Origin of the sequence: Parasedimentitalea huanghaiensis, assembly GCF_009753675.1 — a bacterium.
GTDB classification, from domain to species: Bacteria; Pseudomonadota; Alphaproteobacteria; order Rhodobacterales; family Rhodobacteraceae; genus Parasedimentitalea; species Parasedimentitalea huanghaiensis.
The window spans coordinates 233600-250594 of record NZ_WQLV01000006.1 but is presented as its reverse complement, the minus strand read 5'-3'; the positions used below and the strand labels follow the sequence as shown (position 1 = coordinate 250594).

At 51.8% G+C, this 16995-nt stretch carries 17 protein-coding genes; 10 read left to right on the top strand and 7 right to left on the bottom strand.

Annotation, left to right across the window (positions count from 1 at the left end; all coding sequences use genetic code 11):
- Positions 1-40 precede the first annotated feature (40 nt).
- A complete protein-coding gene (gene dnaK / locus GO984_RS12125) occupies positions 41-1948 on the bottom strand; it encodes a molecular chaperone DnaK (protein ID WP_157022774.1) in 1908 nt (635 codons plus the stop codon).
- A 213-nt stretch (positions 1949-2161) separates the two neighbouring features.
- Between dnaK and GO984_RS12120 the strand changes: the two genes are divergently transcribed.
- Positions 2162-2764 carry an alpha-ketoglutarate-dependent dioxygenase AlkB family protein gene (locus GO984_RS12120; protein ID WP_157022816.1) on the top strand — a complete coding sequence of 201 codons (603 nt, stop codon included), beginning with the start codon at positions 2162-2164 and terminating at the stop codon, positions 2762-2764.
- 130 nt (positions 2765-2894) lie between these two features.
- Positions 2895-3710, top strand: a complete 816-nt coding sequence (locus GO984_RS12115; RefSeq protein ID WP_245231084.1) for a lysophospholipid acyltransferase family protein — start codon at positions 2895-2897, stop codon at positions 3708-3710.
- A gap of 2 nt (positions 3711-3712) precedes the next feature.
- On the opposite strand, the gene GO984_RS12110 is transcribed toward GO984_RS12115, so the two are convergent.
- Both GO984_RS12110 and GO984_RS12105 read right to left on the bottom strand, forming a co-directional pair.
- Positions 3713-4330 carry an SH3 domain-containing protein gene (locus GO984_RS12110; protein ID WP_157022772.1) on the bottom strand — a complete coding sequence of 206 codons (618 nt, stop codon included), beginning with the start codon at positions 4328-4330 and terminating at the stop codon, positions 3713-3715.
- Positions 4327-5148, bottom strand: a complete 822-nt coding sequence (locus GO984_RS12105; RefSeq protein WP_157022771.1) for an ABC transporter permease — start codon at positions 5146-5148, stop codon at positions 4327-4329. Before GO984_RS12105 ends, GO984_RS12110 begins: the two co-directional genes overlap by 4 nt.
- A 120-nt stretch (positions 5149-5268) precedes the next feature.
- Between GO984_RS12105 and cysQ the strand changes: the two genes are divergently transcribed.
- The 8 genes from cysQ (at position 5269) to GO984_RS12065 (ending at position 14326) form a co-directional block, all read left to right on the top strand.
- Entirely contained in the window at positions 5269-6090 is an 822-nt protein-coding gene (gene cysQ / locus GO984_RS12100; protein ID WP_167740312.1) for a 3'(2'),5'-bisphosphate nucleotidase CysQ, read from the top strand.
- The gene (locus tag GO984_RS12095) at positions 6090-6890 is read left to right on the top strand and encodes a 3-deoxy-manno-octulosonate cytidylyltransferase (RefSeq protein WP_157022770.1); all 801 of its coding nucleotides are present in this window, start codon (positions 6090-6092) and stop codon (positions 6888-6890) included. Before cysQ ends, GO984_RS12095 begins: the two co-directional genes overlap by 1 nt.
- A gap of 192 nt (positions 6891-7082) precedes the next feature.
- Positions 7083-7976: a UTP--glucose-1-phosphate uridylyltransferase GalU gene (gene galU, locus GO984_RS12090; RefSeq protein WP_157022769.1), complete on the top strand. Its 894-nt coding sequence runs from the start codon at positions 7083-7085 to the stop codon at positions 7974-7976.
- 40 nt (positions 7977-8016) lie between these two features.
- A complete protein-coding gene (gene galE / locus GO984_RS12085; protein WP_157022768.1) occupies positions 8017-9000 on the top strand; it encodes a UDP-glucose 4-epimerase GalE in 984 nt (327 codons plus the stop codon).
- A 124-nt stretch (positions 9001-9124) separates the two neighbouring features.
- Positions 9125-10042, top strand: a complete 918-nt coding sequence (locus GO984_RS12080; RefSeq protein WP_342448081.1) for a glycosyltransferase family 2 protein — start codon at positions 9125-9127, stop codon at positions 10040-10042.
- A 166-nt stretch (positions 10043-10208) separates the two neighbouring features.
- Complete coding sequence (locus GO984_RS12075) at positions 10209-11195, top strand: glycosyltransferase family 2 protein (protein ID WP_157022813.1); 987 nt, start codon at positions 10209-10211, stop codon at positions 11193-11195.
- A complete protein-coding gene (locus GO984_RS12070; RefSeq protein WP_167740311.1) occupies positions 11192-12892 on the top strand; it encodes a beta-1,6-N-acetylglucosaminyltransferase in 1701 nt (566 codons plus the stop codon). Before GO984_RS12075 ends, GO984_RS12070 begins: the two co-directional genes overlap by 4 nt.
- 6 nt (positions 12893-12898) lie before the next feature.
- Entirely contained in the window at positions 12899-14326 is a 1428-nt protein-coding gene (locus tag GO984_RS12065) for a sulfotransferase family 2 domain-containing protein (protein WP_157022767.1), read from the top strand.
- Positions 14327-14386: 60 nt separating this feature from the next.
- On the opposite strand, the gene GO984_RS12060 is transcribed toward GO984_RS12065, so the two are convergent.
- From GO984_RS12060 to GO984_RS12045, 4 genes are all read right to left on the bottom strand, one after another.
- Positions 14387-14851: a PTS sugar transporter subunit IIA gene (locus GO984_RS12060; RefSeq protein WP_138162772.1), complete on the bottom strand. Its 465-nt coding sequence runs from the start codon at positions 14849-14851 to the stop codon at positions 14387-14389.
- 50 nt (positions 14852-14901) lie between these two features.
- Positions 14902-15465, bottom strand: a complete 564-nt coding sequence (gene hpf / locus GO984_RS12055) for a ribosome hibernation-promoting factor, HPF/YfiA family (RefSeq protein WP_157022766.1) — start codon at positions 15463-15465, stop codon at positions 14902-14904.
- Between the two features lie 276 nt (positions 15466-15741).
- On the bottom strand, positions 15742-16500 hold the full coding sequence (gene lptB / locus GO984_RS12050) for an LPS export ABC transporter ATP-binding protein (protein WP_157022765.1): 759 nt from the start codon (positions 16498-16500) through the stop codon (positions 15742-15744).
- Positions 16500-16994 (bottom strand): LptA/OstA family protein, encoded by a 495-nt coding sequence (locus GO984_RS12045; protein ID WP_167740310.1) that lies wholly within the window; start codon positions 16992-16994, stop codon positions 16500-16502. Before GO984_RS12045 ends, lptB begins: the two co-directional genes overlap by 1 nt.
- Position 16995 lies beyond the last annotated feature (1 nt).

Sequence of the window (16995 nt, the reverse complement as noted above, 5' to 3'; positions counted from 1 at the left end):
CCTGGTTTCGGACCGGCCCGCTTTGGCCTAGGTTAGTTGCTTAGGCGCGTTTGTCGTCGTCCAGGTCTTCAAAGTCGGCGTCAACGATATCGTCGTCAACGGGACCCGCATCGGCAGCTGTGGGCTCGTCACCCTCTTCTGCTGCGGAAGCTTTGTAGATCGCCTCACCCAGCTTCATAGCCGCTTCGGTTACGTTCTGGATGCCGGACTTAATTTTCTCAGCGTTGTCCGTGTCAATCTCGTCTTTCAACGCAACGATGGCCAGTTCTATGGCTTCGATGGTTGTTGGATCCACCTTGTCAGCGTGCTCTTCCATCGACTTTTCAGTTGAGTGGATGAGGCTCTCGGCCTGGTTCTTCGCTTCGATCAGCTCACGGCGCTCTTTATCGGCCTCGGCGTTCTCTTCAGCGTCTTTGACCATCTGGTCGATGTCAGAGTCAGACAAGCCACCTGAAGCCTGAATAGTGATCTGCTGTTCCTTGCCGGTGCCTTTGTCTTTGGCGCCCACTGACACGATGCCGTTGGCGTCGATGTCAAAGGTCACTTCAATCTGTGGCAGGCCACGTGGCGCTGGCGGGATGCTTTCAAGGTTGAACTGACCAAGGATCTTGTTGTCGGCAGCCATTTCACGTTCGCCCTGGAACACCCGGATCGTCACGGCGTTCTGATTGTCTTCGGCGGTCGAGAATACCTGCGACTTTTTAGTCGGGATCGTGGTGTTGCGGTCGATCAGGCGGGTAAAGATGCCACCCATAGTTTCGATGCCCAGCGACAGTGGTGTCACATCCAGCAGTACAACGTCTTTAACGTCGCCTTGCAGAACACCGGCCTGAATGGCGGCGCCCATGGCAACAACTTCGTCAGGGTTCACACCCTTGTGTGGTTCTTTGCCAAAGAACTTGCTGACTTCTTCGATGACGCGCGGCATGCGGGTCATACCACCAACCAGAACAACTTCGTCGATGTCGTTGGAAGACAGGCCTGCGTCTTTCAGTGCTGCAGCACAAGGCTTCAGCGAAGCTTTGATCAGATCTGCAACCAGGCTTTCCAGCTTGGCGCGGGTCAGTTTCAGAACCAAGTGCAGCGGAGCACCGTCTTTGCCCATCGAGATGAACGGTTGGTTGATTTCGGTTTGGCTGGCCGAGGACAGTTCGATCTTAGCTTTTTCAGCGGCTTCTTTCAGACGCTGCAGAGCCATCTTGTCCTTGGACAGGTCAACGCCGTGTTCTTTTTTGAACTGGTCAGCCAGGTAGTTGACGATGCGCATGTCAAAGTCTTCGCCACCCAGGAAGGTGTCACCGTTTGTCGATTTGACTTCGAACAGTCCGTCGTCGATTTCCAGGATGGTTACATCGAAGGTACCGCCACCAAGGTCATAAACCGCGATGGTCTGGGTCTCTTCTTTGTCCATGCCATAAGCCAACGCAGCCGCAGTTGGCTCGTTGATGATGCGCAGTACTTCGAGACCAGCAATTTTGCCGGCGTCTTTGGTGGCCTGACGCTGAGCGTCATTAAAATACGCAGGAACGGTGATGACCGCCTGTGTGACTTCTTCGCCAAGATAGCTCTCAGCGGTTTCTTTCATTTTGCCCAGTGTGAAGGCTGAGATTTGCGAAGGGGAGTACTTCTCACCCTGCGCCTCTACCCACGCATCGCCATTGCCACCGTCAACAATGTTAAAGGGAACCATCTTTTTGTCTTTTGCGACGGCTGCGTCGTTGTTGCGGCGGCCGATCAAGCGTTTGACACCAAAAACAGTGTTTTCAGGGTTGGTGACGGCCTGGCGTTTTGCGGGCTGGCCAACCAGACGCTCGTCGTCAGTGAATGCAACGATCGAAGGTGTTGTGCGGGCGCCTTCTGCGTTTTCGATAACGCGAGGCTGCGATCCGTCCATGATAGCCACACAAGAGTTGGTGGTACCCAGGTCAATGCCGATAACTTTGCTCATACTATTTGATCCCTTTACTTCATAAGGCGATTACCCGAGGTCAGAACCCGTTTCGGCATCCAAACCCCGATTCATGTGCGCAATGGCCTACACCATTGTGCGTCTCGGCGTATATAGGGAGCAGAAATGAGCCCTGCAACCGTCACATGGCACCGGTTTATGCGAATCTTGAGGGTTTTTTGAATGGGGTTGGTTAAGAATGGGTGAATGGCGATGACCTTGCTGCGGTTGCGTGGGTTTGAAATTCACAAAGGCTTTATAGATGTGGCGGCACAGCGAGCGCTGATCGAAGCCCTTCGGCCCGTATTAAGAGCCGCACCGTTGTTTTCACCGACGGTGCCGGGAGGCGGTCAAATGTCGGTTCGCATGACCTCGGCAGGTGCGTTTGGGTGGTATTCCGATGCCTCCGGATATCGTTATTCGCAAACCCATCCCAAGGGGCAGGTATGGCCAGATATCCCTGAGTCGGTATTAGCGATTTGGCGGAAACTTACCGGTGTTGAGCGATCTCCTGAGTGTTGTTTGCTAAATTTTTATGGCGAAAACGCCCGAATGGGGCTTCACCAGGATAAGGATGAGGAAGACTTCTCCTATCCAGTGGTGTCCATTAGCCTAGGGGATGATGGACTATTTCGTATCGGCAATCAAACGAGAGGCGGTAAGAGCGAATCTCTTTGGCTGAGTTCGGGAGATGTGGTTGTGATGGGCGGTGAGGCACGACTGACCTATCACGGTGTGGATCGGATCCGTTTTAAGTCTTCTCGACTGTTGCCCAAAGGCGGGCGAATCAACCTGACATTGAGGGTGGTGACTTGATCACCTCACGTGGCGGAAACTTGCCGAAGGGGTACTTGGCGCAAGCCGTGAAACTAACCATATAGACTGCATGATTACTCGTCCGGTCAAATACGCTTGGCAACATGTCAGGTATGTCCCTCTCTGGTCTATGCTGACCTTATCCCGTCGGCGTTCTTTTGAGACACGCTCGGCTGCTCTCGGGCGTGCGGTCGGCGGAGTGATGCGCTGGTTCCCGATTGCAAGACGTCGTTTTAACCGCGAAGTGAAGCGGGTGTTTCCTGAAATGACCCGGGATGAGCGCAATTCTTTGCGACGTCAGATGGGGAAGAACATGGGTCAAACCCTGTTCGAAATCTATCACAACGCAGAATTCCACACTCGTTTGAACCGTTTTCATGTTTCAGGTCCCGGATTGGATGCGATTGAGGCAGCGCAAGCTGCTGGCAAGGGCGCTATTATCGTGTCTGGTCATTTTGGCCAGTGGGAAGCTGTGCGCGCCTCTCTTAAAGCGCGTGGCATCGAAGTCGGGGCGGTGTATCGCCGCCAAAGCAACCGGCATTATCAGCGACGACTTTTGGCTGGAATCGAAGCAGGCGGGTTGCCAATTATGGAAACCGGGCGAGTTGGTACCAAGACGTTGGTTCGGCATCTACGAGCTGGTGGAGTGGTTGCAATTTTGTTGGATGAAAAGCACCCTGACGGGGCCAAACTGCCATTTCTAGGCCATCCGGCACTGACGTCGCTCGCAGCGGCACAGCTGGCTCTAAAGTATGATTTGCCCATGGTTCCTGCCTATGGAACCCGCATCGGTGATGGCAGTGACTTTGAAGTCAACTATGAAACGCCAATTGTACATAGTGATGCGGAAACCATGACGCAGACGTTTAATGACAGCTTGTCAGAACGTATTCGAGCACACCCTGATCAATGGTACTGGCTGCTGAATCGTTGGAAGGGTGTGTAACGTCAAGGTTGCAGAGAACAACACCCAGTTATTGTTTTGAAATCAATGCCCTGCTGTATTAACAGGTCTACCGAAACACCGTACTCCCGGTCCGACATCCCGTCACTACAGGATTGCGCGGATATGATGCCGGCAAGCGTGTTTCGTGGGTCCGCGCTTGATCTGGCGCTAAAGCCAGCCTTGTGATTGCGGTTTTCAACGCGGTTGTGCGCTACCAGGAAATAGTCTGTGATTTCTCCATTGATATCAAGAAATGCTCGGGTGCCGTCTAGGGATGAGGACCAGAACGGCTCAGTACCCGAGCAAGACAGCTTTTGTTCTAGATCGAGCGAAGATCCCGCTTGGACACGGACCATGTAACGAAGAGAGACCCAGCCTGATGTCTCGTTCGTATTCACCAACCCCCATTTCCCGGAAGAATCACTCCTTATGACTTCCACCCAATTTTGATCTGGCCCAAGAAAGCCGATGATGGTGGATGAAGCATTGGGCGTGCTGCGAATATTAAGGACGTCGTTACTCGCAACACCTGTCACGTTGTGCAAAGCTGGCAATTCTTGTGCGGATGCTGACAAGGCCGAAATGCAGGCAAGTAGTAAAGTGAAAGCGAGGCGTTTCAACGACGCGAACTCCAGCTGGCCGAGACATGACGGCGCGTGTAAAATTCGCCCATCAACCCGATCATGATCAGGATTAGCGACACCCAAGCAGCATATTCCCAGCTACTATTATGGGGATTGTAGTTGATGAAAATATAACCCCGTGCCTGATCGATACAATGGAATAGAGGATTCCAATCGAACATCGACAGCATGTAAGATGGCAGCATGTTTGCAAGGAACATCTTGCCAGATGCGATCATGTTCGCGCGTTGGTAAACTGTTGTAACAATGCTTACAAAATTTGGAGCCCAAGGTTTGATCACGAGAAGAATCAGGCCAACCCCAACGCCGGATATCCATGACAATAGCAACATCCCAAAGGCGGGGATCGGTTCTTCGATGTGAACCGGAGTGATGGCGACGTGATAGGCGAACAGTATGATGAACAGAGATAGAACCTGAATATACAGCGATCCAATGGCTGCCGACAAAATAGCCACCATTGTGTTCATCGGGGCGTGTTGCATCATTGGGCTGCTGGGCCCCTCAGCACCTGCAACAGCGCCGACAGCCTTTGTGTGGGTGATGAACAAAAAAATACCGGACATCACATAAAGCAAAAAGTCACCGCGAACACCGGACCCGCGCATGTTCAGCACCGAAAACATCACATAAAAGGCTGCAACCATCAGAATGGTCTGCAAAAGGTTCAGCCCAAGCGCCATAAATGCATTGTTGTGCTTAGATCGCACGCTGCGCACGATTGAATGAAAGACCACCTCACACATTGAGAGGAAGCCGGAAAATGCTGACGGTTTTGTGGTTTGGTAAAACATGGGACCTGCGACAGTGATACTCTGCTCAAACTAGCACGGATTTCTTGCTGTTCCGTTGCTACGCCAGCATATAAGGGAAAAGGTGTTTTTTCAACAAATCCTGTGCAGTGGAGTATTCTGGTGAACTACAATGATCTTATTCCCGTGATCCGTCGTCTTTCTATCGAGGCGGGCAATAAAATTATGGAAATCTACAATTCGGATGATTTTGACGTGAAGCAGAAATCTGACGATAGCCCGGTAACTGCGGCGGATGAGGCGGCGGATGCGTTGATTTCGAGTGGTCTACGGGCTGCTTTCCCAGAGATGGCGTTGGTGACAGAAGAGCAGGCGGACTCACATAAAATCAAAGGTGACACGTTTCTGATTGTTGACCCGTTGGACGGGACAAAAGAGTTCATTCACCGTCGTGGCGACTTTACTGTTAACATTGCGCTGGTAGAAAAAGGCGTGCCGACGCGCGGAGTTGTTTATGCTCCGGCGAAAAATCGGCTATTTTACACTGGGCCGGAAGGGCAAACAGTTGAGGAAGTGCTGGTTGCTGGAGCTGACACTCACCCAATTGAGTTCAATGAGCATATAGCAATGCAAGAGCCGATATCGGTTCGGAAATCTGACAATGATGCTTTAGAGGTTGTAGCGTCAAAATCGCACCGAGATCAGGCAACGGATGACTACATCAATAAATACAATGTCAAAGACAGTAAGAGCGCAGGGTCTTCGTTAAAATTTTGCCTCGTCGCTACTGGTGAAGCAGACATTTACCCTCGCGTTGGTCGAACCATGGAATGGGATACGGCTGCAGGGCACGCTGTGTTAACGGGAGCTGGCGGAAAAGTGGTACGGTTCGATGACCACACGCCGTTGGTGTATGGTAAGGATGACTACGCTAACCCGTTCTTTATTGCCTATGCTCCTGACGTTGAGTTGAAGGAAGCCTGATGTCTGTTCTTGTTGTCATTCCCGCTCGCTATGCATCGAGCCGTTACCCTGGGAAACCCTTGGTTGAATTGACCGGGGCCACCGGCGAAAAACGTACATTAATCGAACGGTCATGGAGGGCTGCGACAGCTGTATCTGGCGTCGACCGGGTGGTTGTGGCTACTGATGACGATCAAATTCAGGCTGTAGCACAAAGTTTTGGCGCTGAAGTGGTGATGACCTCATCAAATTGCGTCAATGGTACAGAGCGGTGCGCAGAGGCTTTTGATGCGTTGGGTGGCGGCTTTGATGTAGTGGTGAACCTGCAAGGAGATGCGCCGTTGACGCCACATTGGTTCGTCGAGGACTTGATTAAGGGTTTGCAGGACGATCCGATGGCTGAAGTTGCCACTCCGGTGCTGCGCTGTGATGGTCGCGCCTTGAATGGATTTTTGGATGACCGCAAGGAAGATCGAGTGGGTGGCACAACTGCAGTCTTCACTCAGGACCGGCACGCGTTGTATTTCTCCAAAGAAGTGGTGCCCTTCACCTCTCGGGTATACAGTGATGACGAGGCGACGCCCGTGTTTCACCATGTAGGGGTCTATGCTTACCGCCCATCGGCGCTGGGCGCCTACCCACGCTGGGAAGCCGGACCATTGGAAACATTGGAAGGATTGGAGCAGTTACGGTTCATGGAACACGGTCGCACGTTGCTATGCGTTGAAGTGGATGCACGGGGCAGGCAGTTTTGGGAGCTGAACAATCCCGAAGATGTACCGCGGCTTGAGAAGATGATGCGGGAGATGGGGCATCCATAGTAAAATGCGGTAACACGATGGCAATATGCCTATGTTAACGGTGGTTGGAATGTGTATACGCTGAGCTACTTATTGAGTTGATGCGGCTAAGATTTTGACCGCTGTTCAATTTTATTTCGACTTGGCCAACACATACAACGTTTGCTGCACGGTTGTGATCGTGTCTGAAGAGTAAGATATTGAGAGCCTATTATGCGTAAAAAAGTAACGAAAGCTATTTTTCCCGTGGCTGGTATGGGGACTAGGTTCCTTCCGGCGACTAAATCTGTACCCAAAGAAATCATGACCTTAGTGGATCGCCCCTTGGTGCAATACGCCATTGATGAGGCGCGCGCTGCGGGTATCAAAGAATTCATTTTTGTAACCTCCCGTGGCAAGGGGGCGCTGGAAGACTATTTTGATCACGCACCTGTTTTGGAGCAAGAATTGCGCAAAAAGGGCAAAGATGAACTTTTGAATATTCTGAAGTCCACTTATATGGATTCGGGTGCTATCGCTTACCTTCGGCAGCACCGTGCTCTGGGTTTGGGCCACGCCGTTTGGTGCGCGCGCCGACTGATCGCCAATGAACCATTTGCGGTTATTCTTCCTGATGATGTGATTGCTGCTGAAACCCCTTGTCTGCAACAAATGGTTGAAGCCTACGAAGAGGTAGGCGGCAATATGGTTGCCGCTATGGAAGTGCCACCCGAACGGGCCTCGTCTTATGGTGTGTTGGACATCGAGAAAGATACGGGTTCCGTCGTTTCGGTCAAAGGTATGGTTGAGAAGCCCAAACCAGAAGACGCACCGTCGAACCTGGCTGTGATAGGCCGTTATATTCTTGGGCCATCTGTATTGCGGAACCTGAACAAGATCAAATCGGGGGCTGGCGGAGAAATTCAGCTGACTGATGCTATAGCAAAAGATATTGGTACGGACGTGCCTGTTTCTGGTTACCGGTTTCGTGGGCAGCGCTTTGATTGCGGCTCTAAAGCGGGATTTTTGCAGGCCACAGTTGCGTTTGCATTGGCGCGCGATGATTTGCGCGATGATCTAAGTCGGTACCTAGAAAGCATTTCTCAGGTGACCAAAGCAGCGGAATAAGCTAAATTCTGGCGAATTGTAGGCAGAAGGCACAATTGCGATGGCACATGTTTTAGTAACGGGTGGAGCTGGCTATATCGGCTCGCACGCCTGCAAGGCATTGAAACAGGCCGGGTTTACGCCTGTCGTCTATGATAACTTGGTAACGGGTTGGAAAGACGCAGTAAAATTCGGCCCGTTTGAACAAGGTGACCTGAATGATCGCGTGCGATTGGATCAGGTGTTTGCCAAATACCAACCTACAGCGGTAATGCATTTTGCGGCCCTCAGCCAAGTTGGGGAAGCGATGAGCCAACCTGGGCGCTATTGGGCAAACAATGTTGGGGGGTCATTGAATTTGATCGAGGCCTCAGTTGCTGCTGGCGTTACAGATTTTGTTTTCTCATCGACCTGTGCCACCTACGGTGAGCATGACAATGTGGTGTTGGACGAAAATACGCCGCAATTGCCGCTGAATGCGTATGGTGCCAGCAAGCGAGCGGTTGAAGATATATTGACCGATTTTGAGGCCGCTCATGGGCTGCTCTCGGTTGTATTTCGCTACTTTAATGTGGCTGGGGCTGATCCTGAGGCTGAGGTAGGCGAATTCCACCGTCCTGAAACACATCTTGTGCCATTAGTATTGGATGCAATTGACGGCAAACATGATTCCCTGACGATTTTTGGTACCGATTATGACACGCCTGATGGAACCTGCATTCGCGATTATGTACATGTCTGTGATCTGGTGGATGCGCATGTACTAGGCTTGAAATGGTTGCAGGATGGCAAAGGAAGTCGGGTGTTTAATCTGGGGACCGGTACCGGATTTTCAGTCCGTGAAGTGATGGATAAGGCCGCAGTCGTGACAGGGAAAGATGTCCCTTGTAACACCGGCGCACGTCGTGCTGGTGATTGCACGAAGCTGGTGTCGGGGTCGACACGTGCAGCAAGTGAACTGGGTTGGGAGCCAAGGCGATCAACATTGGAAACTATGATTCACGACGCTTGGAAGTGGCACAAAACAGGCCACTACGAGGCCTAGGATGAATCGGCAGGGCGCCTCAGCCAAATCGGTTGCAACTGCCGCCGCCGCTTACCGCATGCGGTGGCGCCGACGTCATTTGTTGTGGCGGTCGTGGCGTGCTCGGCATCAATTGAACATCAGGATGGATCGCACAAGCGATATCACTGGTGAGCCAATTCTATGTTTTGCAACCATGCGTAACGAAATCACACGACTGCCCCACTATCTGGAGCACTACAGACTGATCGGAGTGTCTCATTTTCTTATTGTGGACAATGACAGTGACGATGGAACAGCCGACTATCTAGCCCAGCAACCGGATGTTTCGATCTGGAGCACCAAGGCAAGCTACCGAGATTCTCGGTTTGGAGTAGATTGGCTAACGTTCTTGCAAATGCGCTATGGGCATGGGGCTTGGTGCCTGACCGCAGATGCAGACGAAATACTGACATATCCGCATGTAGACACCCGGACTCTTCGCGATCTAACCAACTGGCTTGATCAACTGGGTGTACCGGCTTTTGGTGCGCTGATGCTGGATATGTATCCCAAAGGACCTCTCGGCATTCAGGGCTATCAAGCGGGTGCTGACCCGTTTGAAACGTTGAACTGGTTCGATGTGGATGGGTACACTTGGGAATATCTGGATCGCTATCGTCATGTTTCCATCCGGGGTGGCCCACGTAAGCGGGTGTTTTTTCAGCAGGACCCAGACCACGCGCCACATTTGCATAAAGTGCCGCTGGTTCGTTGGAACCGTCGCTTTGCTTACGTTAGTTCTACTCACATAGCTTTGCCTGCACATCTGAACGGGGTATTTGATGCGAGGTTGGATCTGCCTACTGGCGTGTTTTTGCACAGCAAATTTTTGGATGAAGTGGTCGCTAAGTCCGCTGAGGAGAAGATTCGCCAGCAACATTTTACGCATACGGATCGATATGGCGACTACTATGATCAGCTAACTGCGGGACCAGATCTGTGGTGCCCCCGATCAGTTCAGTATCAGGGGTGGCAGCAGCTTGAAGCCTTAGGCATGATGACAAGGGGGAAATGGCGTTGAGCGTGTGAGAGTTAACGGCGCATTCTCAGATTCTAAGTCCATTGATTATAGAAAGATATCCATGACATACTGCCTAAAAATATGGGGCGGCGCGTGCTTGAAAATCGGGCGGGTTTCTCTTGACTTGTGGATGGACTAAACGTTGAGCCTTTGGGATTCATACCGGATGCGAGTGCGGCGGAAGCGGCGCATTGTAAGGGCGATGCGAAAGTCCAACGAACTGCGTGTTGTGCAGAACAACACCAGTCACATTCGACCTGAGGACATTCTGCTGGTTTCCACAGTGCGCAATGAGAAGATCCGGCTACCGTACTTCCTACATTACTATCGTGGGTTAGGGGTCAATCATTTCCTGTTCGTAGATAACGACAGTACGGACGGCACTGAAGAATATCTGCGTGGGCAGCAGGATGTCTCGTTGTGGCATACTACAGCCAGCTATCGACGGGCAACGTTTGGTGTCGATTGGATGAACCACCTGAAGCGCAAGTTTGCGCATGGGCATTGGACCTTGGTCGTCGATCCGGATGAGTTTTTTATCTACCCCTTTTGCGATACACGGCCAATTCGTGCTTTGACAGATTGGTTGGATAACTCTGATATCCGCAGTTTTTCGGCGATGTTAATCGATGTTTACCCGAAGGGAAGGATCGACGAAGTCCCCTATAGCGCGGGTCAAAACCCACTGGAAATAGCTCCTTGGTTTGACAGCGGAAACTATTCGGTCAAGAAAAATCCAACCTATGGAAACTTGTGGATCCAAGGCGGCCCCCGGCGTCGGGTGTTTTTTGCAGACGAACCAGAAAAAGCACCGGCACTGAACAAGATCCCACTGGTGAAATGGGACCGCCGTTATGCTTATGTCAGCTCGACACATGCGCTGCTACCGCGCGGGCTGAACCAGGTTTATGAAACCAATGGTGGTGAAAAGGCCAGTGGAGCACTGCTACATACAAAATTCCTGGATACCTTTACCGCCAAGGCAATTGAGGAAGTGACGCGTAACCAACACTATGCCCAATCTGCGGAATATAAGGCCTATGCAGATACTATGCAGGGTCAACCTGACCTGTGGTGTAAATGGAGTGAGAAGTATATCAACTGGCGCCAGATAGAGATCCTGGGCTTGATGTCCAAAGGAAACTGGGCGTGAGTACTGTTGGTGTCGTCATGCTGGTGCACACGGCACTTGATCGGGCTGAGCAAGTGGCCCGTCATTGGACCGCTGGTGGTTGTCCGGTGGCGTTGCACGTAGACGGAAATGTCCCTAACGCGACGTATCGTGCCTTTGCTTCTGCGCTCGCAGATGATCCTTTGGTGCGGTTTTCCAGACGCCATCGCTGTGAATGGGGGACCTGGGGGATTGTAGCAGCTTCGCAAAGTGCCTCAGAACTTATGTTGAGAGAGTTCGCAAACGTCCACCACGTCTTTCTGGCATCAGGGTCTTGTTTGCCATTGCGACCGGTGCAAGAGCTGATTGACTATCTGGCAGCAAGGCCGCGCACTGATTTTATCGAGAGCGCCACAACTGCTGATGTTCCCTGGACCGTTGGTGGCTTGGATGTTGAACGGTTTACCCTTCGCTTCCCGTTTTCATGGAAAAAACACCGGCTTCTGTTTGACCGTTATGTTGATCTGCAACGTAAAATTGGGATGAAGCGCAAGATTCCTGCTGGTCTTGTTCCGCATATGGGTAGCCAATGGTGGTGTTTGACGCGGCAGACTTTGTCAGCGATTTTACAAGATCCAGACAGGGCAATTTATGATCGGTATTTCCAAAAGGTATGGATCCCCGATGAAAGTTACTACCAGACCTTAGTTCGACAATACTCTGGTAATATCGAAAGCCGGTCACTGACACTGTCCAAGTTTGATTTTCAAGGTAAGCCACATATTTTCTACGATGATCATTTGCAGTTGCTTCGCAGATCTGATTGTTTTGTAGCTCGCAAAATCTGGCCAAGAGCTGGGCGGTTGTATCAGGCGTTCCTGACCGATCAGGCCGGCGCGATGAAGAGAACTGAGCCTAACCCAGGCAAAATTGACCGCATTTTTGCAAAGGCGGTAGAGCGACGGACCCGCGGCCGACAAGGGTTGTATATGCAAAGTCGGGTACCACGGCACGGCGCTGAAAATGGGATAACTTCGAATCCATATTCCATGTTTCAGGGGTTTGCGGAACTGTTCGAAGACTTTGAACCTTGGTTGGCAAGAGCCACCGGTACCCGCGTTCATGGGCACTTGTTTGCGCCTGAACGGGCTGAGTTTGCAGAGGGTCAAGTTTTGCTAAACGGAGCGCTGACCGATAATCCAAAAACCCGCGATTATAATGCTGATAGCTTCCTTACGAATTTAATTTGGAACACTCGTGGAGAGCGGCAGTGTTTTCAGTTCGGGCCCGGTGACAATCAGGAAATCAACTGGTTGGTTGCGCGTGATCCGAATGCACAGGTTTCGGTCATCTCAGGGGCTTGGGCCGTTCCGTTGTTCAAGTCGAACCGCAATTTTGCCGATCTCAGAAAAGAGGCCGCAAGGTTGCAACGGATCGAGAGCAAGCATTTGAATGTCTTACGGTCGCATTACACCAAGGCGCGGGTTCGGATTTGGACAATGGCAGAATTCATTGAGGCACCCATGGAGCCTATTCAAACCATTGTCGATGAAATTGGTCTGTTGCAGCAACGCCGGTTAAGCGAGGCGCCGACAATGTTGGATCTGGATGGGTTTGGTCAGTTTCTTCAAAACCTCAAAAATCAGGGCATGCATCCTTATTTGATGGGCGACTTCCCTGTTGAGCAGGGACCGGTCAACATGCCGAAACCACCTCGTAAACCCTATTTGGTGCGATGATCCATTATGACAGACAAGTTTGATTACTTTATTGTTTTTGCCGAAATGCGGACGGGTTCCAATTTTTTGGAGACCAATCTGAATAGTTTTTCTGGTCTTTGTTGCCATGGTGAGGCTTTTAACCCGCACTTTATTGGCTATCCAAATTCTACGGAAATCTTGGGAGTTAATCAGGATGATCGAGACAACGACCCCGCGCGTTTGATCGATGAGATAAAGTCTCAAACCGGGACGTTGGGCGGTTTTCGATACTTCCATGATCACGACTCGCGTGTGTTGGATATCGCTCTAGAAGACCCGCGATGTGCTAAAATAATCCTGACTCGAAATCCGCTGGACAGCTATGTGTCCTGGAAAATTGCTGTAGCGACTGGTCAGTGGAAGCTGACAAATGTGACGCGCCGCAAAGAGGCGTTGGCCGAGTTCGATGGCGCAGAATTTGCGCATCACGTTGATGCCTTGCAGGACTTTCAAGTGCTCTTGCTTAACCGCTTACAAAAGAGCGGGCAGTCTCCGTTTTATGTTGCCTATGAGGATTTACCGAGCGTCGAAGTGATGAACGGCTTAGCGTGTTGGTTGGGGCTGGATGAGAGACTGGAGGCACTGGACGAAAGTTTGAAGCGTCAGAATCCCGCACCCGTTACAGCCAAAGTGGCCAACGTAGAAGAAATGGAAACGGCGCTGTCAGGCATGGACCGTTTCAATCTGTCACGCACGCCAAACTTTGAACCTCGTCGCGGCCCTGCAGTTCCTGGTTATGTGGCTGGTGTGGTAACACCGCTGCTGTTCATGCCGATCAAAGGTGGCCCCGATGCAGAGGTGATTAACTGGCTGGCGGGGCTGGATCGCGTTGCGGCAGACGGGCTGATTAGTAAGATGAACCAAAAACAATTGCGGTTATGGCGGCGAGGCAATCCCGGATATCGCAGTTTTACTGTACTACGCCATCCTGTGGCTCGAGCGCATACAGTGTTCTGCCAAAAAATATTGTCGGCGGGTCCGAATAATTACCAAAAAATCCGCGAGACCCTACGTCGGAAATTCAAGGTTCCGTTGCCCAAAAATGCGCCTGATGCAAGTTATTCAATTGTTGATCATCGCGCTGCGTTTGAGGGATTCTTGGAGTTCCTGCGTGTCAATTTGGCAGGTCAGACGGCAATTCGGGTTGATTCTGCCTGGGCCAGCCAGTCGCAGGCAATTTCAGGTTTTTCCGACTTGAGTGTGCCGGATTTCGTGTTCCGTGAGGAGGAGCTTGCTGAAGAATTGCCGCATCTGGCGCGTCGCGTTGGGCGGATGGAACCCGGTGAGTTGGTAGCGGCTGCAAAAGACTCGCCCTACGCGTTGGAAGACATATATGATGCCGCGTTGGAGCAAAAAGTGGCCAAAATCTACCATCGAGACTACTTGATGTTTGGCTTTGGCCCTTGGCGGTAGCATTCAGAATTAGGTCTGGGACAGTACCCAAATCTCAGCGATCATCCGGGGTTTGGGGAACTAGGCTGCCTGAACCGATTGGCTTTCGGTAAGAATAGTATAGAGCGTTGCAGCATCGGGGTTGGCGCGTAGTTTCGTACAAAAACTTTGCTCGCGCAGGGTTCGTGATACCAAAGCAAGTGCCTTCAAGTGTTCAACACCTGCGTCTTCGGGGGCCAAAAGTGAAAACGCGATGTCCACAGGCTGGCGGTCAACTGAGCCGAAATCGAGCGGTTTTTCCAAAATTACAAAGACACCGATGACCTCTTCGACGCCGCTTATCCTGGCGTGGGGCAGGGCAACACCATGCCCAACCCCAGTCGGGCCGAGGCTCTCACGGTCAAGCAAGGCCTCGACGGTTGCGAGAGCTTGCAGGGAATAGGCCGAGTTGGCCACATCCGCGATTTCCTGAAACAGCCGTTTCTTGCTAGAGGCCGAACTAATGACTCGGACTGCCTCTGGCTTGAGGATGTTGGAAAGTTGCATTGCCCTGTGCTCCACTTGGGTTCCCCGAAGGGCACCTAGAGTTCTAATAGTTACGGATCAATCCAGCCGATATTGCCGTCGTCCCGTCGATAGACCACATTCAGCCCATCTTGTCCTTCTTGGCGGAAGATTAGCACCGGGGCACCCGCCAGTTCCATCTGCATTACAGCCTCACCAACCGACAAAGAAGGAATTTTTGTCTCTAGCTCAGCCACGATGATGGGTTGTAGCGAAGACGGTTCGTCCTCGGTCTGTGTATCTTCTGAAGCGAGGATATAAGAGCTGGCAGCCGAAAGTTCAACAGGCACGCTTCGGTCACGGTGATGGTCTTTGAGGCGGCGCTTGTACCGGCGCAGCTGCGTCTCCATTTTTTCGCAGCAGCTGTCAAAGGCGGCATAGATCTCAGTTTCGTGCGCCTTGGCCTGGGCGGTCAGTCCAGTCGAAAGATGCACGGTGGTTTCGCACACATATTCATGCGCCGAACGGGAAAAGACGACGGTGGCGTCGGTAGGGCGCTGTGCATACTTTGCCACGGCCTCGCCAAGTTCGGTCTGCACATGAGTTTGCAGGGCCGAGCCAATGTCGATCTGTTTTCCGCTGATTTGGTAACGCATGTGATCTCCTTCACGTATGGACATCCAAAGCTCCAACCGGACCGGGTCCGAAAGGTTCACTCAGCTTAGGATGGGGGGAAATAGGCTGATCTTCTGGTTGCATCCAACCGGTCCTTGTTTCCAAGGTCAGGTCGAGAATTGCATCAAGCTGATCTATTGCCATAGGTCAATTCGATGCCAAGAAAGAAGGAGAGTCAATGGCAAACCTGACAACAACGCTAAGGAGCATTACCCAATTTGGCGGGAATTGGCCGAAAGGTGGGAACGTACCGCAGGTCAGGAAATACGGAAATTGTCGCCCAAGTAGACACGGCGAACGTTTTCATTCTCAACCACTTCTTCGGGTGTGCCAGACATGAGTACTTGCCCGTCGTGCAAAATATATGCGCGATCTACAATTTCCAAAGTTTCTCGCACGTTGTGATCGGTAATTAACACACCGATGCCGCGTTTCTTCAAATCAGCGACCAAATGGCGGATGTCCCCAACTGAAATTGGGTCGACACCAGCAAAGGGTTCGTCCAACAGCAGGTATTTGGGTTCAGCAGCGAGACAGCGCGCGATTTCGACCCGGCGTCTTTCTCCCCCGGACAAAGCGAGCGCGGGGGCGCGACGCAAATGTTCAATCGAGAAATCCGACAGCAATTCTTCTAACCGCTCGCGACGCTTGTGGGCGTGTGGAACTGCGATATCGAGCACTGCCGAAATATTGTCCTCAACTGACAAACCGCGAAAAATCGACATTTCCTGAGGCAAATAGCCAATACCCAATCGCGCCCGGCGATACATAGGGAGTGTAGTGACGTTCTGGCCGTCGATTGTCACCGTCCCTGCTTCAGGGAAAACGAGGCCAGCGATAGAGTAAAAACTGGTGGTTTTGCCGGAGCCATTAGGGCCAAGCAGGGCTACGACTTCTCCTCTATCCAGGGTCATGGTGACATCGCGAATTACCACCTTCTTCTTGTAGGACTTGCGTAGCTTGTCGATCCTTAGACCGGACGAACCTGACGTAACGGTAAGAGTCGGTTTCGCCATCAGTTGTTGCCGTCGGGGTTGAGGATGGTCTTGACGCGGCCTGACATCTGGGCGGTACCAGAATTCAAGTTTACTACCATCTGACTGGAGGCAAGGGTGCTATTTCCCTGACTGAGCAATACATTACCGTTCATCACAATGGTGCCGCTGTCGATGGTATATTCAGCACGTTCGGCTTCTGCGGCGTCGGGGCCGTTGACGAGAATGACATTGCCAGTAGCTTCAAGCCGGTCAATTCCCTTTTGCTCAGGCTTGTAGATCACGAGAACGTTGTCTGCAGATAGCCTCATCACACCCTGTACCACCAAAACACTACCCAGAAATTGCGCCGAACCATCGACTTGGTTGACCTCAAGTGTGTCGGAGGTGACCTCGACTGGTAGCGATGGATCCGCCTTGATCGTGCCAAAGGCAATCGAGGTAGATTGGGCCGTCGCCAGGCCCGAAATGAAGGCCAGCGGCAGGCAGAAGATCAGGGTACGCAAATATGACACA

Excerpts from the sequence above, each read along its gene's own strand:
- dnaK (WP_157022774.1), bottom strand. The coding sequence starts at position 1,948 with ATGAGCAAAGTTATCGGCATTGACCTGGGTACCACCAACTCTTGTGTG.
- GO984_RS12120 (WP_157022816.1), top strand. The coding sequence starts at position 2,162 with ATGACCTTGCTGCGGTTGCGTGGGTTTGAAATTCACAAAGGCTTTATA.
- GO984_RS12115 (WP_245231084.1), top strand. The coding sequence starts at position 2,895 with ATGCTGACCTTATCCCGTCGGCGTTCTTTTGAGACACGCTCGGCTGCT.
- GO984_RS12105 (WP_157022771.1), bottom strand. The coding sequence starts at position 5,148 with ATGTTTTACCAAACCACAAAACCGTCAGCATTTTCCGGCTTCCTCTCA.
- GO984_RS12095 (WP_157022770.1), top strand. The coding sequence starts at position 6,090 with ATGTCTGTTCTTGTTGTCATTCCCGCTCGCTATGCATCGAGCCGTTAC.
- galU (WP_157022769.1), top strand. The coding sequence starts at position 7,083 with ATGCGTAAAAAAGTAACGAAAGCTATTTTTCCCGTGGCTGGTATGGGG.
- galE (WP_157022768.1), top strand. The coding sequence starts at position 8,017 with ATGGCACATGTTTTAGTAACGGGTGGAGCTGGCTATATCGGCTCGCAC.
- GO984_RS12080 (WP_342448081.1), top strand. The coding sequence starts at position 9,125 with ATGGATCGCACAAGCGATATCACTGGTGAGCCAATTCTATGTTTTGCA.
- GO984_RS12075 (WP_157022813.1), top strand. The coding sequence starts at position 10,209 with ATGCGAGTGCGGCGGAAGCGGCGCATTGTAAGGGCGATGCGAAAGTCC.
- GO984_RS12065 (WP_157022767.1), top strand. The coding sequence starts at position 12,899 with ATGACAGACAAGTTTGATTACTTTATTGTTTTTGCCGAAATGCGGACG.
- GO984_RS12060 (WP_138162772.1), bottom strand. The coding sequence starts at position 14,851 with ATGCAACTTTCCAACATCCTCAAGCCAGAGGCAGTCCGAGTCATTAGT.
- hpf (WP_157022766.1), bottom strand. The coding sequence starts at position 15,465 with ATGCGTTACCAAATCAGCGGAAAACAGATCGACATTGGCTCGGCCCTG.
- lptB (WP_157022765.1), bottom strand. The coding sequence starts at position 16,500 with ATGGCGAAACCGACTCTTACCGTTACGTCAGGTTCGTCCGGTCTAAGG.